Here is a 21,412-nt window from a genome sequence, read left to right as displayed (position 1 = left end):
AATTGATGTTTTAAGATGCGGTTTGACGTTTTCTGCCTGATGCAAACATACGGCTAAGTTTATGCAAAGCAAGCGGCGAAACATCATAATACATAATGGTAAGCAAAATAACAGGGATAAAATAAAATATGGCAAACTCATACAGGTTAAAGAAGTATCCGCCTGCCAGTGCGCCGAACAGGTAAAAGCCAAGCACAGTAAACCTGATCAGTATTTTATTACCGGCGGCTTCCGTATTTTTGGTACGCGGATGGAACCATTCGGCCACCTCACTGCCCAGGTCGGTAAATAAACCGGTTAAATGACTCGATTTGATCAGGCCGCCCGAGATATTGGAAACCAGGCTATTCTGCAATCCCATCGAAAACAAAATAGCGCTGATCACAATTTCGCGCTCCATCTGTGTTTCCCGGTAAAAATTATGCCCGTAAATGGCAACTCCCAGTAAAATAACAGCTTCAATTACCATTGGGGTGGAGTTTGCCCGCCACCTGCTTTTATCATCAAATGAGCGTACAATAAAACTGGATACAAAAGCCCCGGCAAAGAACATTAGCAGCCAAACTAAAAAGATGATCATCTGGCGGTAGTTCTGTTCAATAATGTGTTTGGCGAGGTTAGCCACATGCCCGGTAATATTTGAGGTAAAAGCCAAAAAAGCCAGCATGCCCGCCACATTGGTAACGCCTGCTACAAATGCCGTTGATGAGGCCAGCATCAGGTTTTCTTTAAGGGTACGTTGTTCTTTTACAGCTTTAAGCATAGATATTTCACGGCAGGGGTTTCTGTTAAAATTACAAAAAACTTAACCGCGTTTATATAAGCTTGTTTGATGCAAGGGATAATATTTTAAACGAATTGGGAATAAATATAAAAATTGTCATTTCGACGATCAGTATGCGGGGGAAAAGCGAGGGGAGTGAGGAGAAATCTTATACGTGAACTATGCGCATCCACTTTACAGGGCGTAGAAGATTTCTCTTTCGCACCTGCGCTCTATCCCCACGCTGCTCTATCGAAATGACATTTTTTATTAAAGATTTTTAAGCCCTCCCTTCCGGGGAGGGTTTGGGTGGGGTGCTAAAAAAAATCCCGGCCACTTCCTAAGAGCCGGGATCAACTTAACAATCAAACCTCCCTACGCCCCTTACGGCGTCGGAAGCACTGATCAAATTATATTTTAGTGTGCTGCTACAGCTTCAACGTCAAGCTCGTATACGTAGCCTAAATTATGAGGGCTGCTGCTGCTAACTTTCAGATCTTTAACCAGGCCGCTGCCCAGGTCAATTACCCAACCGTGTACTTCAAGGTCATGACGTTCTTTCCACGCGTTTTGGATAATGGTGGTTTTACACAGGTTATATACCTGCTCGGTAACGTTAAGCTCAACCAGGCGGTTAACTTTGGTGGCCTCGTCGGTTATACGGTCAAGTTCATGGCTATGCAAACGGTACACATCCTTAATATGGCGCAGCCAGTTATCAATTAAGCCAAATTGTTTGCTGCTCATAGCAGCGGCAACACCGCCGCAGCCGTAATGGCCGGCAACAATAACGTGTTTTACTTTCAGTACGTTAACGGCATAGTCAAGCACGCTCAGCATGTTCATGTCCGAGTGTACGCATACGTTGGCAATATTGCGGTGCACAAACACTTCGCCGGGTTTGGTACCGGTTACTTCATTAGCCGGTACACGACTATCTGAGCAGCCTATCCACAGCACTTCAGGACTCTGACCTTTGGCCAGGTTCTTAAAATACTCACCATCCTCGGCAATTTTACGCTCAACCCAGGCGGCGTTGTTTTTAATTAAAGCACTGTAACTGCTTGACTGGGCCAGTTTAATATTGTTTGTATCTATTACGGCTTTACCGTTTGTTTTTTCTTGTGTTGACATTGTTTTTCGATTTTTTAGTTAGGGTTATAAACCAGTTCTTTTAAAGGAGGTACATCGTACTTGTCCTTTACTTCGTTCAGTTGCACAATAATGCCCTTGGTATAGGCATTGTGCTTGTAATTGTGGATGATCTCCAGCACATCCGGATCGATATACCTTGAGTTTGATCCGTCGATCACCACTTCGGCGCCTTGCGGTAAGCTGGTAAGCGTTACCTGTATGGCAGCCTTGTTCAGGAAGGATACTTCCTCGGCCAGCTTAATCCTGATAACTTTTTTGCTGCCGTTCTTTTCCAGATGATAGAAATAAGGGTTACGCAGGTTGGTACGCAGAATATAAAAGATCCCCACCAGCATCCCTATGCCCACACCAATAAGCAAATCGGTCATAACAACGGCTACAATGGTAACTACGAAAGGGATAAACTGGCTCAAGCCCTGGTGCCACATGTGCTTGAAAAGGCTTATACGAGCCAGTTTATACCCAGTCATAAGCAGGATCGCTGCCAAACACGACAGCGGGATATGGTTAATTAAAGACGGTATCGCCAGTAAAGCAACCAATAACAATATACCATGCAGTATGGCGCTCACTTTAGTGCGGGCACCGGCATTTACGTTTGCCGACGAACGAACAATTACTGCCGTCATGGGTAAGCCGCCAAGCATACCGCTAACGATATTGGCCGTTCCCTGTGCAAGCAGTTCGCGGTTAGTGGGCGAGATACGTTTGATAGGATCTATTTTATCTACAGCCTCCAGGCTCAGCAGTGTTTCTAAACTGGCAACCACCGCAATGGTGAAGGCCGTTATCCAAACCTGCTTGTTGCCTATCTGGCTAAAATCTGCCGATTTAAACAGCGCAAAAAATTCGGCACTGCTGTTCACCAGCGGTATGCGTACAAACTGCTTATCAAGCAAGGCAAGGCCTGTTCCGGAAAACGCGAGGCTTAGCCCGATACCGGCCAGTACCACCAATAAAGGAGCCGGAACTATAGCCAGCTTTTTGAACTTAGGCCAGTAAATCATAAAAGCCAGGGATACCACGCTGATGATCACCGCGCCATAGTTTATCCGGGCGAAGGCCCGTGTTATACCCGAAAAAGTGTTATGTTCATCAATTTGGCGAAAGCCCTCATCGCCCTCAAAATCGGCATCATAGCCAACCGCGTGCGGAAACTGCTTCATGATCAAAATAATACCTATCGCTGCCAGCATCCCCTCAATAACCGATGACGGGAAGTAATTGGCAATGGTTCCGGCTTTAACAATTCCAAGTATGATCTGGAAAACACCCGCCAGTACCAGGGCCATTAAAAAGGTTTCGTAAGCGCCAAGCGTAGTAATGGCGTTAAGTACAATTACTGTTAAACCAGCCGCAGGGCCGGCCACACTCAGTTGCGAGCCGCTAAGCGTACCTACTACTATACCGCCAATAATGCCTGTTAATACGCCTGCGAAGAGCGGCGCTCCCGATGCCAGCGCTATACCTAAACACAGCGGCAAAGCCACCAGGAATACAACGACACTTGAAGGAATATCCCTTTTTAAATTTTTGGGCAGAAAATATTTTTTTAGGTTGAGATTGCCCATAGCAGCCTCACCTTGCTTGATTTGCATAAGAATGAAAATTGAGTAAGATTGTTAAAATGAATTAAAAAGCATTGCTATCCGGATAGGGAAGTATCCGGTTAAATTCACCTTATGCGTTTGGAGGGGGTGTAGGAACTACAGGGTGATAAACCTGTTTATATAATGCGTTTTCCTGGTTGTGGAGAACTTTGGTTTCGGCAATAAATGTGATGAAGTTTATGGTATGAAGGTCATACTCATCGAAGATTTTTTTCTCCTTCACAAGGTCTTTTTCGGGGCTGTCTTTTTCAGTTTTGCTTTCCTGCTCCAGCTGAAGGATCACCGCACTTACCGTTTTATTATCAAGATATAAAAAAACAGGTGCAAGCGAAATGCCCATCTTTATTACAAAGACGGTCATGAACAGCGCCACTACCCATATTTTATTGTTCCTGATCTTCATCAACACAAATATATAAAAATCCGTTATTAAACCACCAGAATAAGTAAGCAAAAGCTATTCTTACAATATAATTACTATTTTTAGACAATTACTAACAACCTGAATTGTGGATAAAAAGCTTGATCTGTTAAGGCTAAAACGTCATGAAGCCATGCAGGGCGGAGGCCCGGTACGTATTGAAAGTCAGCATAAAAAAGGAAAATTAACGGCACGTGAACGTTTACATTTTTTATTGGATGAAGGCTCGTTCCAGGAGATAGGGATGCTGGTTACCCACCGCTCCATTGATTTTGGCATGGAGAAAGAAAAATATCCCGGCGACGGTGTTGTTACAGGTTATGGCACCATAAACGGACGGCTCACCTACGTATTTTCCCAGGATTTTACAGTGTTTGGCGGCTCGCTTTCCGAAACCCATGCCGAAAAGATCTGCAAGATCATGGATCTCGCCCTAAAGAATGGCGCTCCCCTTATCGGTCTTAATGACTCGGGCGGTGCGCGCATCCAGGAAGGTGTGGTATCCCTTGGCGGTTATGCCGATATTTTTTACCGCAATACCATGGCATCGGGCGTTATCCCGCAAATCTCGGCTATTATGGGGCCATGCGCAGGTGGTGCTGTTTACTCGCCTGCTATTACCGATTTTATTTTGATGGTTGAGCATACCTCATACATGTTTGTTACCGGGCCTAATGTAGTAAAAACGGTTACGCATGAAGTGGTAACCTCCGAAGAACTGGGCGGTGCCAATACCCACGCCAGCAAATCGGGCGTTACTCATTTTGCCTGTGCCAATGAAATAGCCGCCATTCAGCATATCAAAAGCCTGCTGAGCTATATGCCTCAAAATTGTGAGGATAAAGCTCCTGCCGCTCCCTACGAAAACGGCGACGAGCTTAGGCCCGAGTTAAACACCATCCTGCCATCAATAGCCTCACAACCCTATGATATCCGCGAGGTTATTGATCATATCATCGATAAAGCTTCGTTTTTGGAAGTGCATAAAGATTTTGCTGAAAACATTGTGGTGGGCTTCGCGCGCCTGGCAGGCCGCAGTATTGGCATAGTGGCTAATCAGCCCGCTTTTTTGGCCGGGGTATTGGATATCCATTCATCAACCAAGGCTGCCCGTTTTGTGCGCTTTTGCGATTCCTTCAACATTCCGCTGCTGGTGTTTGAAGATGTTCCCGGCTTTTTGCCCGGTACCGACCAGGAATGGAATGCTATTATCACCAATGGCGCTAAACTGTTATATGCTTTTTGTGAAGCCACCGTTCCGCGTGTTACTGTAATTACGCGCAAGGCTTATGGAGGCGCTTATGATGTAATGAACTCCAAACATATTGGTGCCGATATGAACTTTGCCTGGCCATCGGCCGAGATTGCGGTAATGGGAGCCAAAGGTGCCGCCGAAATCATTTTTAAACGCGAGATCACGAAGGCCGAAGACCATGAAGCCAAATGGCTGGAGATGGAACAATTATATTCAGATACCTTTGCCAATCCCTACCGTGCTGCCGAACGCGGATTTATCGACGAAGTTATTGAACCTGCCGAAACGCGCATTAAATTGATCCAGGCTTTTAAAATGCTGGAAAATAAAGTAGTGAACAACCCAAGGAAGAAACACGGGAATATTCCACTGTAGATTTGGGAATTCGGATGTTCGATTTCGGATTTATTTCTTTTTTATTGTAGATGCCGTAATTGCCTTTCTGGCTGTTTACTGGCGCAAGTATGTGCGGCCGCCAGCGCCGTGATTATTTGTGCCTTCGGCAATAGAAAATCAGATTTGTTTACCTTTGCGTTTCTAATTCCGAAATCGAACATCCGAAATCCGCAATGAAAAATATCTCTATCGAACAAATCCGTCCCGAGCTTACCTGGCGGTTAAGGCAACGTATATTATACCCCGAAAGCAAGCTGTACGAAATGGAGATGGAGGAGGATAACCACGGGTATCACTTTGCTGCATTTAAAGATAATCATATCATAGCGGTAGTATCACTCTTTAATAAAGGGAACGATTGGCAGTTTCGCAAATTTGCTGTTGATGAAACCATGCAAAACATGGGAATAGGCCGTGCGGTATTGCAGCATATTACCGATTTTGTCCTTGTAAGCGGGGGGACCCGCCTGTGGTGCAACGCAAGGTTATCGGCCATTCCATTTTACCTCAAAGCTGGTTTTATTCACACAGGTAATTTCTTTTCAAAAAATGGTTTCGATTATGAGATTCTCGAAAAAGAACTTACTCCTTCTCTAAATCAGGAATAATTGCAGTCGCCTTAACGTTTTGTTGTTTTTCGTTCGATAATTTTGCTGCCTTTAAAGCTTCTTCAATGTCGCCCTGTGCTTCATATAACACCGCCAAATTGTAAGCCGCATGGCTGGCCAGTTTAAGATCGGGCCCATCAATAATTGGATTCAGTATTTTAAAGGCCTCATTATATCGCTTTGCTATCATGTGGTTAATAGCAACCTTCAAGCTGTCGTTATCAGCATATAATTGCCGCTGGTTAGTTAATGTAGATGGCAGATAATCCTTTATCGCATCAATAGCCGCATTACCTGCCGACTGGCTTATGGCCGCACCATTGCCTTTTACCGTAGGATGTACAAGCAAGGCAGCAATTATACCGTAATAACGGCTCTCCGAATGAAAATCCTTCGCTTTCCCTCTAAGAATTTTAAAATACTTGCCGTTGCTTTCGTATAAAGTAAACCTTGTATTAACCACCGTGGTATATACTTCCATGGTATCAACAAGCTCTACGGGGATATCGGCACTAAGCGAGTCAAGCGTTAAAACATAGTTGGCATTGTATTTTTCGGCAAGTGTTTTTATTGGCGTGGTATCTGCAATCAAATTAACGGAGTCGACAAGTACTGTTGTTTGGATGCGGGGCAGCATATCAAGCTGTTTGGCTGCCATTGCAATAGCGCTGTAAGCGCCGCCCTTAAGTACAGCTCGTTTGCGTTTATTTTTATTAGCTACCGAGTCAACAGTAAACCTGTTTACTACTACAACTTTGGTTTCGTTATGCCCCAATTCCAGTTTAGGGGCGTAATTAACCGGTACTGTAATTTCATAATTTACACTGCAGGCTGCCAAACCCATGGCAACGAGCACACAAATGGCAAATAAGTTTTTCAAGGTATTTGTAATAAGGTTGGTTTAGGTTTTGAGGACTTTACTCTTTCATCAAATCAACAATAATAGCTTTGGCAAAATCATTGGGCTGTTTCTGGTTCGAGATCTTGGCCACCTCAAGTGCGGCCTCGATATCGCCCTGCGCCTCATATACTACGGCAAGGTTGTAAGCTGCGCGGCTGGCAAGCTTCAGGTCGGGCCCGTCAATAAGCGGGTTTAATAGCTGGAAAGCCTTATCAAATTTACCGGCTTTGATCAGTTCTACCGAGCTGCTTAGCTGGTCGCCATTGGTATACAGGGGCCTGTCATGATAATCGGTGTACGGCAGGTAATCCTTTAGGGCATCCAATGCCGAATTACGGATAGCATCAAATAACGGCCCGCCATGGGCAAGTAAGCTGGATGCATTACCATAAGGATTATTATCATTTATTTCAGCCTCACCGTTTAGCTTTTTAAAGTAGATGCCATTGGCTTCGTAAAGAGTAAAGCTGGTTTTAACCACCGATACCCGGTAAACCGACGGTACGCCGTTATAATAATCCTGCTCCAATTTGGTTTCGCCTTTAAAATCCTCAAACGCGAGCACATAAGAAGCGTTGTATTTTTTTGCCAGAAATTTCACCGAATCGGTATTGGCGGTAAAGTTAACCGAGTCAACCAGTTGTACAACTTTTACACCGGGCAGCGCATGCAGCTGTACCGCTGCATGGTTTATAGCGGTATAAGCGGCGGCTTTAAATGTAGTTAATACGCGTTTATTGCGGTTACGGGTCGAATCGGGCATGTAGTGGTTAATGACCACGATGGTTGTTTTTGCCCTGTTAAAATTCAGCTTCGGCGCGTAATCAACCGGAACATTTACATATTGAGGAACGCTGCATGCCGCTAAAAAACATGCCGCAAATAGGATACAAGTTAGCCTGAATAGTTTCACCTTATTAAAAATTAAATATCGCGGAAAGGTATAACATAAGCATGAAAGCTTTATGAAATAACCGGTCATTTTTGTATCAAAACAAACCAGTGCCTTCCTTGTGACTAAATATTTTCAAAAACGTTTAATATTGATTTTATATAATTGATATACCGCTTATATCCGGTTTAATTTTAGTGCAATGTCATGAGCTTTATTATATTTGCTGTATTACTACATTTAGATTGAAAACATTAATTCAATATGGCTAAAAAGAAATCTGACGCGCCACAGCATACTTCCGTTGTAAACGAAACTTCACTCGCGTTTTTTGAAAAATATATCAACAACCCCTCACCTACAGGTTTTGAATGGAAAGGCCAGGAGCTTTGGCTCGAATACCTGAAGCCCTATATTGACACTCATTATGTTGATAATTATGGCACCGCGGTTGGTATCATCAATCCCAAAGCCGATTACAAAGTAGTTATTGAAGCTCATGCAGATGAGATTTCATGGTTTGTGAATTACATCACTAACGATGGCTTAATATATGTTATCCGCAATGGCGGCTCCGATCATCAGATAGCGCCTTCAAAACGCGTAAATATCCATACCGATAATGGCGTGGTTAAAGCTGTTTTCGGCTGGCCTGCTATCCACACCCGCCTGGGCGGTGATAAAGAAGAAGCGCCTACCCTTAAAAATATCTTTTTAGATTGCGGTTGCACCTCAAAAGAAGAAGTTGAAAAACTGGGTATCCACGTAGGTTGTGTTATCACTTACGAAGATGAATTTATGGTGCTTAACGACCGTTATTATGTTGGCCGTGCGCTTGATAACCGCGCAGGCGGCTTCATAATTGCCGAGGTTGCCCGTTTACTTAAAGAAAACAATGTAAAACTTCCTTTTGGTTTATATATAGTTAACGCGGTACAGGAGGAGATAGGTTTACGCGGTGCCGAAATGATAGCGCATAAAATTAAACCCAATGTGGCTATTGTTACCGATGTTACGCATGACACCCAAACGCCAATGATTAACAAAATTACCCAGGGCGACTTAGCCTGCGGTAAAGGCCCTGTTGTATCATATGCTCCGGCAGTACAAAACAACCTGAATAAGCTGCTTATTGAAAGCGCTCAAAAAGCGGGCATCCCGTTCCAGCGTCAGGCATCATCCCGGTCAACAGGGACTGATACCGACGCCTTTGCTTACTCAAACGACGGCGTGCCATCGGCATTGATCTCATTACCTTTACGTTATATGCATACCACCGTCGAGATGATCCACAAAGAAGATGTTGATAACGTGATCCGTTTGATATACGAGTCGCTGCTGAATATCCAGGCCGGCCAGGACTTTAGGTACATCAAATAACAAAAAGTACAATTTGTAAAACAATAAGGGCAAAAATCCATTCCTTATTAACATTAATTATAAAATAGCTTTTAACAAATACCCCCGATACTATCTATGAAACCAACCTTACTGATATTGGCCGCAGGGATGGCCAGCCGTTATGGCAGTATGAAACAAGTTGACGGCTTTGGCCCCAATGGCGAAACAATTATTGATTATTCAATATATGATGCTATAAAAGCAGGCTTTGGCAAGGTGAGTTTTATTATACGCGAAGAGTTTGCCGAAAACTTCAAGGCGATTTTTGAGCCTAAGCTTGCCGGCCGGATCGAAACAGACTATGTATATCAAAGCTTTGATCTTAAGCCATTTGGTATTGATAAAGAGATTGAACGTGCCAAACCATGGGGAACAGCCCATGCTGTGTTAGCGGCCCGCAACCAGATCAACGAGCCTTTTTGTGTGATCAATGCTGATGACTTTTACGGCTATGATTCATTTGAAAAAATGGCTAAATTTTTAACCACCGACGTTAAAGACGACCAGTATTCAATAATCGGATACCAGATTGACCGTACATTATCTGACTATGGCTCGGTATCGCGTGGTGTTTGCAGCGTTGATGATAATGGTAACATGGTTGAAATTAACGAACGTACTGAAGTTTATTTTAAAGAGGACGGCAGCGTAGCTTATAAAGATGCAACCGGCGAACATCCGCTTGATAATGAAACACGTGTATCGATGAATTTCTGGGGATTTACACCGGCTATTTTCAAGCAAAGTGAGGATATGTTCAGGGAGTTTGTTGCTGCTAACGAAAACAACCCGAAATCGGAGTTCTTTATTCCCCTGGTTGCCGATAAGCTGATCAAAAATGGTACAGCCTCTTTTAAGGTGATCCCAACCGGTGCAAAATGGTTTGGGGTTACTTACAAGGAAGATAAGCCAATAGTGCAAAAATGTATCTCCGACCTGGTAACAGGCGGCGTTTACCCCGAAAAACTTTGGGACTAATTAATATTTGCTCCTTCAAACAAAAAGCTCCCGTTCCAACCGAACGGGAGCTTTTTGTTTGATATGGCTTCCTAAATTAGTCCTGGTAAATAAAGAATGTTTTTTGATCACCGTCTTCATAAACGTGCAGGGTTTTCTTAACCACCTGGTTATTGGTTTTAACTTCCATAATGTAATCACCATCTTCAAGGTTGGTTAAAACATAACCCCTTTCAACATCGGTTTTGGTTGATACAACATCTTTTAGCAAAAGTTCATTTTGTTTGCTGTAAACGCGTATAAATGAACGGCCGTTTTCTGATTTTGCGAGCGTTAACTTAACACCGCGGTCGTGGTCAAGGGCTTTAAAGGTAACAACCTCTTTAGCTTTAGGAGTTACATCGGCGGCTTTAGCTGCTGTAGTAGCAAATACACCTGCGCTTAATAATAAGAATAATGCTGATAATTTTATTGAAGTTTTCATGATTTTGAGCTTTTAAGTGTGTTAAATATTTTGTGTTTGTTATTTTCAATGATCAAATGAACAACATTAATTTTAAGTGCTAAAAAGTGTTATACCAGCACCGAAAAGATATAGACCAATACCCGGAAGTATTCGGCAAACACCAAAAACATGCTAATTATCAGTGTTTTACAAGTTGGTCGAAAATTAAAGGGCGTTTATCGGGCAGGAAAGCGGGTTGGTCGTTTTTGGGGGTGAAATAGAAAAATCCATGCAACGTTTTTGAAGCTCAATTAACAACCATGTCGTTGCGAGGAGCCGCAGGGGAAGAAGCCCCTGGAGCGACGTGGCAATCTCGTAGCTATACAGATCGGACTTGCATTGGCTACGAGATTGCCGCGCTGCGCTCGCAATGACATGGTTTCTATTTGTTTTCCAAAGCAACTTTCCCCTTCCCAATACCTATGGTTACAAACGAGCGAGAGTTAAATGAAAAGAGGAAAATCCGTTGACGTTTATCTCAAACTCACATTTAACAAAACCAACCTAACCAAACAACGTTGCCTTTAAGTACCTTTATCTATTCCGGGTACCCCACAGGCATGAATTTAGAAATTGCAGGTAACGTACAGGGCTTTAAACAACAGGATGGTATTTTAACAATTAAAACCGCCGAAGCCGAAGCAAGGGTTTATATCTATAGCCCTACAATTATCAGGGTGAGCATCAGCAAGAATTTTAACCCGGATGATCCTTCCTTTGCGGTAATCAGGCAGCCACTGGCCGATTTTGATTTTGATGAGTCATCGGCCAATATTGATATTACTACACCAGCCTTGAAGCTCAGTATTCAAAAATCGCCTTTGAGGTTCAACTTTTTCACGGCTGCAGGTATCTCGCTGAGTGAAGATGACGCCCGCTTTGGTACAAACTGGCAGGGCGAACGGGTGATCTGTTATCGCCGGTTGTTTGAGGGTGAACGGTTTATTGGCCTGGGCGAAAAAACCGGTAACCTCGACAGGCGTAGCGCGGCCTATGTAAACTGGAATACCGATGCGCCCAACCACACGCCCGAATCCGATCCGCTTTATAAAACCTTTCCGTTTTTTATAGGATTGCACAGCGGGCTTACCTATGGCCTGTTTCTTGACAACACTCACAAAAGCTACTTCGATTTTGGTGCATCCACAGATGAGGAAACAAGCTGGTTCGGTGCCGATGGAGGCGATTTGAATTACTACTTTTTCGGGGCACAAGGTGTTGCCAAAATAATTGAAGATTATACCTGGCTTACCGGCAGGATGGAAATGCCGCCGCTCTGGAGCCTGGGCTATCAGCAATGCCGATGGAGTTATATGAGCGCCGATGAAGTATTGAACATCGCCCAAACCTTCCGCAAAAAACAGATCCCTGCCGATGTAATGTACTGCGATATCGACTATATGGACGATTTCAAGATATTCACCTGGAACAGAAAAACTTTCTCTAAGCCCAAGCAAATGCTTGATAAACTAAAGGCGATGGACTTTAGGCTGGTTACCATTGTTGATCCGGGAATTAAGGTAGAAGAAGGTTATAAGGAATACGATGAGGGTATTGAGCAGGATTATTTTGGCAAATATCCCGACGGCGAAAATTATACCGGCTATGTGTGGCCGGGCCGCTGTCACTTTCCAGATTTTTTCAGGGAAGAGGTACGCGAATGGTGGGGAGCAGCCTTCACCGCTCTTACCCAACCCGGCGTTGAAGGTTTCTGGAATGATATGAACGAGCCTGCCGCCTGGGGGCAAAATATCCCCTGGATAGTAAAGTTTGGAGATAAGTTTATGCCGGAAGTGCGTAATGCCTATGGCATGCAAATGGCCCGCGCCACTTATGATGGCACAAGAAAGATCATGGGAAACAAACGGCCGTTTGTACTTACCCGCGCGGCTTATTCGGGCACACAACGCTATTCGGCCGTGTGGACGGGCGATAATACCGGCACCGATGCCCATATGCTTTTAGGACAACGGCTGGTAAATAGTTTGGGTATTACAGGAATGAGTTTTGTCGGCGTTGATATCGGCGGCTTCAGCGGCAACCCTACACCTGAGCTCATGGTGCGCTGGAACTCATTGGGCGTATATACCCCAATGTTCCGCAACCATGCCATACAAGGCAGTAAAATGCGCGAGCCATGGGAATGGGGTAAGGGTAATGAACAAATCATTAAGAAGGACATTGAACAACGGTACAAACTCCTGCCCTACCTGTACAGCAGCTTTTATCAATCAATCCAAACCGGCCTGCCGGTAAGTCGCACATTAGCCATTGAGCATAGTTTTGACGGGAATGTTTTTGATGAGCGTTTTCAAAATGAATTTATGTTTGGCGACGCGATGCTGGTTGCTCCTGTTGAAAGCACTAAACTAACCGAAGATGTTTACCTGCCTAAAGGCTCGTGGTATAGGTTAAGCAGCGATAAGTTTTATGAGGGAGAACAGATTGTTAATGTTCAGGCGCCGCTAACAGATTTGCCGGTATTTGTTAAGGCCGGCGGTATTATCCCCATGCAAAGTGTTGTACAAAGCACCAATGAAAAAGGCGACGGTATATTGCAGGTACACGTATGGAACGGCAGGGAAGCAAATAGTTTTATTTATTATGAAGACGATGGCGTATCATATGATTATGAGCAGGGTGTTTATTATAAACGTGTTATCAGTTTCAATCCCATAGAAAAGAGCCTCAGTTTATCATCAGTTGAAGGCTCATTTAAATCGAGGTTTACGCAGCTGAAATTTGTTTTGCATGGTTTTGATGGGGTTAAGCTTCAGGAAGAAATAATAGAGAATAAAAGCGGAGAGATTGAAGTGAAATTATAATTGTTGTTTCATTTCTTTGAGCAGTGATCGAGCCAGTCTTATGGTTTGTAATACGCGGCGGGAGAGGGGCTCAGGCGCTCTAAACAGGCTGGCCTGCCATTCGGCCTCAGAGAGGTATGATAGTTATAGAAAATTTAAAGAATGGCAGGCTCCAGCGGAGTCTGCTAATTGTGGACGAAACATTGGCTAACCTTTTGCCCTTACTCATCGTTCAAAATGGGTATGAACAATATTATAGTTTTTCTGCTCCTAAATATTTTCAAAATTTCTTTAATTAATTGATAATAAGTTAAATTTGCGCGGAATTAAAATCCTAAACATGAAACACAAGTACAAAATTATAGTATTGCTGCTTGCCGGTATTACTGCCATTTACACTTCGTGCCATAAGCTTAACATGGCGCCTAATAATCAAAGTACAGTAAGTAAAAAAGAAGCGAGTGTGCAAATTGCGCAAAGCCTTGTTGGCATTTTTAACCCCGAAAACGGCGGGTTTGATTTTAAGAGCGGTTTAAGTATGCCAACCGATCTATCCCTGAACAAAAAAGGTAAGATCAAAGTACAATCTATTGACCCTCAGCCACAGTGCGGCGCCAAAATGGATACTACGATAGCATTTAATTTAGATCAAAGCGATACCTCAAAAATTGATATCTGGGCTAAGGTTAAATATGAGCTTACCTGTACTAATGGAGTGCCTTCAGGGGTTACCGCTAATGATAGTTTAAATATGACTATGGCAGGCAGCGGTTTTACAATGGTTTTAAAAATGGGTGAAAACCTGATACTCAGAAGCCTTAATCCGGGTGTTGAACACGCGCAATACTCTTTTGATGGCCCTGTGAATTATTATGCCAGGGTTAACTACACCAAACCTACAACAGACCAGCCAAATGTTGAAGGCACGTTTAACTACAATTTTAAATCAATTGTTGTTGATCCAACAAAAGACCCAGATTTTATTTTAAGCGGAAGTGCTACCTTTTCGAGTAAAGGAAGTATTGGAAAAAATGTCTGGAACTATAAAGGGACGATAACATTTTTAGGGGGACACAAAGCTAAGATCACTATCGACGGTACCGTTTATAATGCCGATCTGATGACCGGCGAAGTTAATTAAATCGTTTTTAAATATATGTAGAGCCCTGCTCCCTAACAGGAGGCAGGGCTTTTTGTATGCTATGGTTTTTCAAAACGGCATGCTTTTTATCACCTGTGTATTTGATAAAAAAACGGGTAATATTTTCTACGTATTTTTCCCCGAAGCGGGGAAATCAGGTAGTGGGTGTGTTTTGTGTTCCGTTGCTATCAGCAGTATAAATCTTTAACTGTTTTATAAAAAAGGAAAATGAGCCTAAAAACACATATCCCGGCCGTTTTTTTTGCGAATTTTTTACCTGGTGGTATGCTTATTGCCAAATGAGGCAAAGAGATCTAAACTTTATCTTATACGTTTATGAAACTAAATCTACGCAGTGTATTACCTTTATTAACAGGTGTGGCTATTCTTTATTCGGCCTGTACAAAAACAGGAATTAATGTAAAACCTGATCCATCAACTGTAAAAGCAAGCGATAATGTAGCCAGTTCGGCAATTGCAGATAACCTGGCAAAATCATTGGCCGGTTCATTTGGAGGGGCCAGCCTTAACGACGGTGTTACCCCCTCAACCAATGCCTCATCAAAGCTTAAAGTACAGAGTACATATAGTTGCGGTTTTTATATTGATACCAGCCTGAATCGAGTATTTAACCAAGGTGATACTTTAAAAGCAACCAAAACAGGCGGTACCAAATATTATTTTATTTGTGACGGCAACAAAACTGTCGGTTACGATTCGGTTGATTCATTAAATACGGTAGGCAGTGGCCCGGGTTATTCATTCGTTTACAATATTGTGCAGAAATATAAGGTTAGGGGACTTAACACCAATAACTCAAACTTCTCGCTTGATGGCCCTATGAAAGCCTATGTTGATAACGAATACACCAAATACAAAACGTTTAGCAGGGTGCATAATACCTACGTGTTCACTAACCTGTATGTACATGGCAACGATAAGTTTGATATCAGCAGCGGCACAGCTGCTTTCCGTTCGGAAGGAAAAACAAACGGCGGCGGCTGGGATTATAGCGGCACCATTGTTTTCCTGGGCAACCACAAGGCAAAGCTAACTTTCCTTAATAAAATTTTCTTAATTGATTTACTAACCGGTAAATCAACACCTGCATAATCACAATCTTTCAATCAATCAATTATGCCCTGTGCCGGTTTCCGGTACGGGGCTTTTTTGTGCCTGAAACAATAACTTATTATATTGCCGTCTCATCCTGTTGCTCCCCCTTTAGGGCGCCGGGGGATCAATCATGAAACGCCTCTTATCAAACCTAACTTTCCAGGTACTTATTGCCATTGCCCTTGGGGTAGCGGCCGGCTTATATGTTAAAGGTTTTGCCCCGACTGCCGAACTCATCAGCAAAACGTTCATCAGTCTCATCACCATGCTGATTGCGCCTATCATATTTTTAACCATTGTGCTGGGCATTGCCGGCATGAGCGATATGAAAAAGGTGGGCAGGGTAGGTGGTAAAGCTTTGTTATATTTCGAGATCGTAACCACCTTCGCGCTTGTCATCGGCGTTACCGTAGCCAATATTATTAAGCCTGGTGCAGGTTTTGAAAACCATGCTGCAAAAATGGATACCGGCAAATTAGCCGTTTACGAAAAAGCTGCCGCCGAAATGCACTGGGGCGATTTTATTGCCCATATAGTCCCCTCAAATATGTTTAAAGCTTTTGCTGAAGGCGATATTTTGCAGATCCTGTTTTTTGCGATACTGTTTGGTTTTGGGTTAAGCCGGATGGGTAAAAGTGGCGAAGCGGTTATTCAGCTATTTGATAAGCTTTCGAAAGTGTTTTTTAATATCATGAAGATAGTGATGAAGGTGGCGCCGATAGGGGCTTTTGCAGGGATGGCCTTTACGGTGAGCAAATATGGCATCCAAACACTGAAACCATTGGCTCTGTTGATGGGCTCGGTTTATCTGACCATGTTCCTGTTCATATTTGTGGTATTGAATATTATTTGCCGGCTGTTTAAGTTCAGCCTTTGGGAATATCTGAAATACATCAGGCAAGAGATCCTGATCGTGCTTGGTACATCCTCATCCGAATCTGCTTTACCTGCTATGATGGAGAAAATGGAGAAGTTTGGCTGTTCAAAATCGGTTGTTGGTTTGGTGATCCCCACGGGGTATTCTTTTAATTTGGATGGCACTACGATTTACTTGTCCATGTGCGTGATATTCCTGGCGCAGGTGTTTAATATCCCGCTTTCATTAGGGCAGGAGTTAACGATTATCGGGATCCTGATGATCACTTCCAAAGGAGCAGCAGGTGTAACCGGAAGCGGTTTTATTGTGCTCACCAGCACGCTCACAGCCATCAAAATAATCCCGGTTGAAGGGCTGGCGATATTAATAGGGGTCGACAGGTTTATGTCGGAAGCGCGGGCCATTACCAATGTGATTGGCAATGGTGTGGCGACAATTGTGATTGCGAAGAGTGAAGGGGAGTTTGTTGCCCAGCCCGCTGAAAGGGGAGTGAATGAATAAATCGGACATATATATTATTAACAATTTTGAAAGTGCTGGTATTGTTAACTGGTTTGACATTTACTGCGATCAATTTTATCCCGGGTATTTCTGGCGATAAAGTGAAACTTAAAAAAGCCGGGATTATATTTCTTACTACGTTTTTGGTGTTCGTTTTAATTACAGCGGTTGAATTTTTGATTGCATTTAATTAGTATTTGTCCGCGTTAAGGATGGCAGTGTAATGATTTCGGATTTTGTCTGAACCGGGATTTATAGGATTTTTTTGATTTCCGGGATTTCTCGTCCTGATTGTTTAAATCCTGTAATCCATTGAATCGCATGAATCCAGGTTCAGACAAATGCGTTGGATAGTAACGGATACCGGCCAATGAGCGTAATGCCTGCAGGCGTATGAGCGTATAGCCTGGGCCGCAGGCAACGCCCATATTGATTTTTATATAATACTTACCTACTATTTATGTCTGGATACCTGTTGAATGATATTTATGATGTGCTTGGTCATTTAAAACTGCGGAGGGCGATGTTTTTAGGGAATGAACATACGTTTCAATCGCTTGATAGTTTTGTTACCGGTTATACAATCGCTGCAAGAGAAGAACAATTACGAAAAGATAATTTACCCCGATTTACTTATTTCAGCACCTGGCTTTTAGGTCATTTAAAGAAACATTTTGGAGAGGGTGGGGGATGGTATTGGCAAATCAATAACCGAAATCCAGATAATGATAAAAAATGCTTTGAAGAGTTTTTTTGCTATCTGGATCTATTTAAAAAATCTGAGGTTAGTATACGTTCAATGGCATTAAATAAAGAAGCTATCGAACACTATAAAATCAGACATGCAGGCAGGGTGATGGTTACTGAGGATGGCTATGGTGCTGTTCAGGAAGCAACAATTATGTATCATCCGGTAATAGTGAAGTGGATCAGCATGGAAAATAGCAAAACCGTATGGCTTGAGTTTATAGATAAGGACGATCAAACTACCGATCATTTATGGTTTCTTAAAACAAAGCAGGCCGAAGAGGCGCTTAAGGATAACTTTGGAATACTCACAAATCCATGGACGGAAACTAGCGACAGGTAATTAAGTAATTTTATGCAGATATGCTAAACTTCAATTGTACTGAAACTAACCACATTTGAGTCTTAGCGCCTTTGCGTGACACAACTGAATATCGTACCCCGGCCTTTAAAAGTCACTTTTATGTTAACATATAAATTTAGATTACAATAGGGTTTGACATTCGGGCAAAAACTTTAGCTTTGCCGTACTAAAACGAAAAAACCAATGAGTGTACTCGTAAATAAAGATTCAAAAGTTATTGTACAAGGTTTCACCGGTAAAGAGGGTTCATACCACGCTGAGCAAATGATTGCTTATGGCACTCAGTTAGTTGGTGGTGTTACACCAGGTAAAGGTGGTCAGACCCATTTAGACAGGCCGGTTTTTAACACGGTTAAAGATGCCGTTGTTGCAACCGGTGCCGATGTATCCATCATTTTTGTACCTCCTGCTTTTGGTGCAGATGCCATTATGGAAGCTGCTGAAGCCGGCATTAAGGTTATTGTTTGTATCACTGAAGGTATCCCTACAAAGGATATGATCGCGGTAAAAGAATATCTTACCGATAAGGACGCGCGCCTGATTGGTCCTAACTGTCCGGGCATCATCACTGCCGATGAGAGCAAAATTGGTATCATGCCGGGCTTTATTTTCAAAAAAGGTAACGTTGGTGTGGTTTCAAAATCAGGTACTTTAACTTATGAAGCGGTTGACCAGGTGGTTAAAGCCGGTTTGGGTATCACTACAGCTATCGGTATCGGTGGCGACCCAATTATTGGTACGCCAACCAAAGAAGCTGTTGAATTATTAATGAACGATCCGGAAACTCATGGTATCATTATGATTGGTGAAATTGGCGGAAACATGGAAGCTGATGCTGCCCGCTGGATCAAAGCAAACGGGACTAAACCTGTAGTTGGTTTCATCGCAGGTCAAACTGCGCCTCCGGGCCGCCGTATGGGCCACGCGGGTGCTATAGTAGGTGGTGCCGATGATACTGCTGCTGCTAAAATGAAGATCATGGCCGAGTGCGGTATCCGTGTGGTTGAGTCGCCGGCTGAAATTGGCGCTGCCATGGCAGAAGAATTGGCTAAGTTAGCTTAATGCTTAAGGCGCAAAGCCGAAAGCGAAAAGCTTTTTAATATTGAAGATCCCGGTCATGATTTGGCCGGGATTTTTTAGTTTAAGATGATTACTTCTTAAATCTCAAAAAACATGTCATTGCGAGGAGGAACGACGAAGCAATCGCATGCTATACAGGGCGGTTATGCCTAGCCACGCTGCGTTTGCAATGATATATTTTATTAACAGTATTCAAATGGATGAAATAGCTCAAAGCGATAGGATTCTGCAATTCAGATTCAGACAATTTTTCCGTATCTATGTATATGGTCAAAAATCTACTTAAGTCAGTCTTATTCATTTCGTTAGCTGCGGCGAGCTACTCATCTATGGCCCAACCCTACAAGCCCGCAATGTTTACTGATCCCGACAGGTTAAAAAAGATCCAGGCTACTTTCCCTGTCATCGATCAGCTTTATAAAAAATATGCTGAAGATAATCACTGGCCGGGATTGGTGTATGGCATTGTGGTTGATGGTAAACTGGTGCACAGCGGTGGTTTAGGGTATACCGATATTGATGCCAGGATCAAGGCTGATTCATCGTCGGATTTTCGGATCGCCTCCATGACCAAAAGCCTTACCGCTATGGCTATCCTAAAACTCAGGGATGAGGGCAAGCTAAAACTGGATGATCCGGCTTATATTTATATCCCCGAGATGAAGAGGTTGAAATATTTGACCAAAGATGCTGTCCCTGTAACCGTAAGGCATCTGCTTACGCATACAGCAGGTTACCCGGAAGATAACCCATGGGGCGACAGGCAACTTGCAGTTAGCGATGAAGAACTCCTGGCGCTATACAAAAAAGGCATTTCATTTTCCAATAATCCTGGTCAGGGCTATGAGTACAGCAACCTTGGGTTTGCTACGCTGGGATATATCATCAAAAAAGTATCGGGCAAAACTTACGAGCAATACATCACAGATAATATCCTTAAACCGTTAGGTATGACACATACCTATTGGGAATATACCAAAGTGCCCAAAGATAAACTGGCGCATGGTTACCGCTGGCTCGATGGTAAATGGGTTGAACAACCTTTGTTGCATGACGGGGCTTACGGTGCGATGGGCGGCCTGATCACCACTATTGAGGATTTTAGCAAATACATGGCTGTACATATGGATGCCTGGCCTCCGCGCGATGATGTCGAAGCCCTGCCTGTAAAACGTAGTTCTATCCGGGAAATGCAGTACCCCTGGGATGTGAATTATTTAACTGTAAATGCCAAAACAACCACGGGCAGACCATGCCCCAATGTCAGTGCCTATGCCTACGGTTTACGTTGGGCAAAGGATTGTGATAACCGCGTGTACATTGGTCATACAGGGGGCTTACCGGGTTTCGGCAGTCAGTGGAATATCTTGCCGGAGTACGGTGTGGGCGTTGTTTCATTTGCCAACCTGACCTATGCCCGTGCTGGTTATCCCAATAACCAGGCTCTGGATACTTTACTGGCTCTTTCTGGTATAAAACCACGGCAATTGCCGGCATCAGCCATATTAGAGCAACGTAAAAATGATCTGCTTAAGGCCATCGCTGATTGGAGCAAGGCTAAAGAAAGCGGCATTTTTGCTGATAACTTTTTTATGGATTATTTCCCCGATAAACTTCAAGCAGCCGCAACTGAAGCTTTTGCAAAAACAGGCAGAATAATAAGCACAGGCAATGTGGTGCCCGAAAATCAATTACGTGGCTATTTTATTATCAAATGTGAAACTGGAAATATCAAAGTGAGTTTTACACTTACACCCGAAAACCCACCATTGGTGCAGGAGTTTCATTTTGACATTGTGCAATAGCTTGTACTTAATTCGGTCGTTTAAATTTAAGCTCGTTGTAAATGCGGGCGGGTTGCATAGTTACACTGGTTTACCAAGTTGCTTTCGGCTTTGAGCATTTTGCTTACAGCAAA

The 21,412-nt window shown here is 43.3% G+C and carries 18 protein-coding genes; 11 read left to right on the top strand and 7 right to left on the bottom strand.

Features of this window, described 5'->3' with window-relative positions; translation table 11 throughout:
* Positions 1-10: 10 nt before the first annotated feature.
* The 4 genes from J3L18_RS18785 to J3L18_RS18770 all read right to left on the bottom strand — a co-directional run bounded on the left by J3L18_RS18785 (position 11) and on the right by J3L18_RS18770 (position 3,931).
* Positions 11-763, bottom strand: coding sequence for a YoaK family protein (locus J3L18_RS18785; RefSeq protein ID WP_091172060.1), 753 nt, complete (start codon positions 761-763; stop codon positions 11-13).
* Positions 764-1,180: 417 nt separating this feature from the next.
* On the bottom strand, positions 1,181-1,897 hold the full coding sequence (gene can / locus J3L18_RS18780) for a carbonate dehydratase (protein ID WP_129568386.1): 717 nt from the start codon (positions 1,895-1,897) through the stop codon (positions 1,181-1,183).
* A gap of 14 nt (positions 1,898-1,911) precedes the next feature.
* On the bottom strand, positions 1,912-3,516 hold the full coding sequence (locus tag J3L18_RS18775; protein ID WP_223266110.1) for a SulP family inorganic anion transporter: 1,605 nt from the start codon (positions 3,514-3,516) through the stop codon (positions 1,912-1,914).
* A gap of 82 nt (positions 3,517-3,598) precedes the next feature.
* The gene (locus J3L18_RS18770) at positions 3,599-3,931 is read right to left on the bottom strand and encodes a hypothetical protein (protein ID WP_091172064.1); all 333 of its coding nucleotides are present in this window, start codon (positions 3,929-3,931) and stop codon (positions 3,599-3,601) included.
* Between the two features lie 106 nt (positions 3,932-4,037).
* On the opposite strand from J3L18_RS18770, the gene J3L18_RS18765 reads away from it, so the two are divergent.
* Positions 4,038-5,579, top strand: a complete 1,542-nt coding sequence (locus J3L18_RS18765; protein ID WP_217633227.1) for an acyl-CoA carboxylase subunit beta — start codon at positions 4,038-4,040, stop codon at positions 5,577-5,579.
* A gap of 194 nt (positions 5,580-5,773) precedes the next feature.
* On the top strand, positions 5,774-6,208 hold the full coding sequence (locus J3L18_RS18760) for a GNAT family N-acetyltransferase (protein WP_091172066.1): 435 nt from the start codon (positions 5,774-5,776) through the stop codon (positions 6,206-6,208).
* On the opposite strand, the gene J3L18_RS18755 is transcribed toward J3L18_RS18760, so the two are convergent.
* Entirely contained in the window at positions 6,183-7,088 is a 906-nt protein-coding gene (locus J3L18_RS18755; RefSeq protein WP_129568387.1) for a DUF6340 family protein, read from the bottom strand. The two genes, J3L18_RS18760 and J3L18_RS18755, sit on opposite strands and share 26 nt — an antisense overlap.
* A gap of 37 nt (positions 7,089-7,125) precedes the next feature.
* A complete protein-coding gene (locus J3L18_RS18750; protein ID WP_129568388.1) occupies positions 7,126-8,022 on the bottom strand; it encodes a DUF6340 family protein in 897 nt (298 codons plus the stop codon).
* 243 nt (positions 8,023-8,265) lie between these two features.
* Between J3L18_RS18750 and J3L18_RS18745 the strand changes: the two genes are divergently transcribed.
* Both J3L18_RS18745 and J3L18_RS18740 read left to right on the top strand, forming a co-directional pair.
* Positions 8,266-9,381, top strand: coding sequence for a M42 family metallopeptidase (locus J3L18_RS18745; RefSeq protein WP_129568389.1), 1,116 nt, complete (start codon positions 8,266-8,268; stop codon positions 9,379-9,381).
* A gap of 96 nt (positions 9,382-9,477) precedes the next feature.
* Positions 9,478-10,380, top strand: coding sequence for a nucleotidyltransferase family protein (locus J3L18_RS18740; protein WP_090534248.1), 903 nt, complete (start codon positions 9,478-9,480; stop codon positions 10,378-10,380).
* A 76-nt stretch (positions 10,381-10,456) separates the two neighbouring features.
* On the opposite strand, the gene J3L18_RS18735 is transcribed toward J3L18_RS18740, so the two are convergent.
* Complete coding sequence (locus J3L18_RS18735; RefSeq protein ID WP_129568390.1) at positions 10,457-10,843, bottom strand: hypothetical protein; 387 nt, start codon at positions 10,841-10,843, stop codon at positions 10,457-10,459.
* Positions 10,844-11,424: 581 nt separating this feature from the next.
* Between J3L18_RS18735 and J3L18_RS18730 the strand changes: the two genes are divergently transcribed.
* The 7 genes from J3L18_RS18730 (at position 11,425) to J3L18_RS18700 (ending at position 21,299) form a co-directional block, all read left to right on the top strand.
* Positions 11,425-13,689 (top strand): glycoside hydrolase family 31 protein, encoded by a 2,265-nt coding sequence (locus J3L18_RS18730; protein WP_129568391.1) that lies wholly within the window; start codon positions 11,425-11,427, stop codon positions 13,687-13,689.
* A gap of 319 nt (positions 13,690-14,008) precedes the next feature.
* A complete protein-coding gene (locus J3L18_RS18725) occupies positions 14,009-14,809 on the top strand; it encodes a hypothetical protein (RefSeq protein ID WP_129568392.1) in 801 nt (266 codons plus the stop codon).
* 336 nt (positions 14,810-15,145) lie between these two features.
* Positions 15,146-15,922, top strand: coding sequence for a hypothetical protein (locus tag J3L18_RS18720; protein ID WP_129568393.1), 777 nt, complete (start codon positions 15,146-15,148; stop codon positions 15,920-15,922).
* A gap of 133 nt (positions 15,923-16,055) precedes the next feature.
* The gene (gene dctA, locus J3L18_RS18715; protein ID WP_129568394.1) at positions 16,056-17,303 is read left to right on the top strand and encodes a C4-dicarboxylate transporter DctA; all 1,248 of its coding nucleotides are present in this window, start codon (positions 16,056-16,058) and stop codon (positions 17,301-17,303) included.
* Between the two features lie 460 nt (positions 17,304-17,763).
* The gene (locus J3L18_RS18710; RefSeq protein ID WP_129568395.1) at positions 17,764-18,393 is read left to right on the top strand and encodes a hypothetical protein; all 630 of its coding nucleotides are present in this window, start codon (positions 17,764-17,766) and stop codon (positions 18,391-18,393) included.
* A 204-nt stretch (positions 18,394-18,597) separates the two neighbouring features.
* Positions 18,598-19,476: a succinate--CoA ligase subunit alpha gene (gene sucD, locus J3L18_RS18705; RefSeq protein ID WP_090534235.1), complete on the top strand. Its 879-nt coding sequence runs from the start codon at positions 18,598-18,600 to the stop codon at positions 19,474-19,476.
* A 371-nt stretch (positions 19,477-19,847) separates the two neighbouring features.
* Positions 19,848-21,299 (top strand): serine hydrolase domain-containing protein, encoded by a 1,452-nt coding sequence (locus J3L18_RS18700; RefSeq protein ID WP_311084054.1) that lies wholly within the window; start codon positions 19,848-19,850, stop codon positions 21,297-21,299.
* The last annotated feature ends 113 nt before the right edge of the window (positions 21,300-21,412 follow it).

The organism is Mucilaginibacter gossypii, assembly GCF_017569325.2.
Classification (GTDB): Bacteria; Bacteroidota; Bacteroidia; order Sphingobacteriales; family Sphingobacteriaceae; genus Mucilaginibacter; species Mucilaginibacter gossypii.
The sequence above is the reverse complement of the archived record's forward strand: the minus strand, read 5'-3'. Positions and strand labels throughout refer to the sequence as shown.

Excerpts from the sequence above, each read along its gene's own strand:
- J3L18_RS18785 (WP_091172060.1), bottom strand. The coding sequence starts at position 763 with ATGCTTAAAGCTGTAAAAGAACAACGTACCCTTAAAGAAAACCTGATG.
- can (WP_129568386.1), bottom strand. The coding sequence starts at position 1,897 with ATGTCAACACAAGAAAAAACAAACGGTAAAGCCGTAATAGATACAAAC.
- J3L18_RS18775 (WP_223266110.1), bottom strand. The coding sequence starts at position 3,516 with ATGCAAATCAAGCAAGGTGAGGCTGCTATGGGCAATCTCAACCTAAAA.
- J3L18_RS18770 (WP_091172064.1), bottom strand. The coding sequence starts at position 3,931 with ATGAAGATCAGGAACAATAAAATATGGGTAGTGGCGCTGTTCATGACC.
- J3L18_RS18760 (WP_091172066.1), top strand. The coding sequence starts at position 5,774 with ATGAAAAATATCTCTATCGAACAAATCCGTCCCGAGCTTACCTGGCGG.
- J3L18_RS18745 (WP_129568389.1), top strand. The coding sequence starts at position 8,266 with ATGGCTAAAAAGAAATCTGACGCGCCACAGCATACTTCCGTTGTAAAC.
- J3L18_RS18740 (WP_090534248.1), top strand. The coding sequence starts at position 9,478 with ATGAAACCAACCTTACTGATATTGGCCGCAGGGATGGCCAGCCGTTAT.
- J3L18_RS18735 (WP_129568390.1), bottom strand. The coding sequence starts at position 10,843 with ATGAAAACTTCAATAAAATTATCAGCATTATTCTTATTATTAAGCGCA.
- J3L18_RS18730 (WP_129568391.1), top strand. The coding sequence starts at position 11,425 with ATGAATTTAGAAATTGCAGGTAACGTACAGGGCTTTAAACAACAGGAT.
- J3L18_RS18725 (WP_129568392.1), top strand. The coding sequence starts at position 14,009 with ATGAAACACAAGTACAAAATTATAGTATTGCTGCTTGCCGGTATTACT.
- J3L18_RS18720 (WP_129568393.1), top strand. The coding sequence starts at position 15,146 with ATGAAACTAAATCTACGCAGTGTATTACCTTTATTAACAGGTGTGGCT.
- dctA (WP_129568394.1), top strand. The coding sequence starts at position 16,056 with ATGAAACGCCTCTTATCAAACCTAACTTTCCAGGTACTTATTGCCATT.
- J3L18_RS18710 (WP_129568395.1), top strand. The coding sequence starts at position 17,764 with ATGTCTGGATACCTGTTGAATGATATTTATGATGTGCTTGGTCATTTA.
- sucD (WP_090534235.1), top strand. The coding sequence starts at position 18,598 with ATGAGTGTACTCGTAAATAAAGATTCAAAAGTTATTGTACAAGGTTTC.
- J3L18_RS18700 (WP_311084054.1), top strand. The coding sequence starts at position 19,848 with ATGTTTACTGATCCCGACAGGTTAAAAAAGATCCAGGCTACTTTCCCT.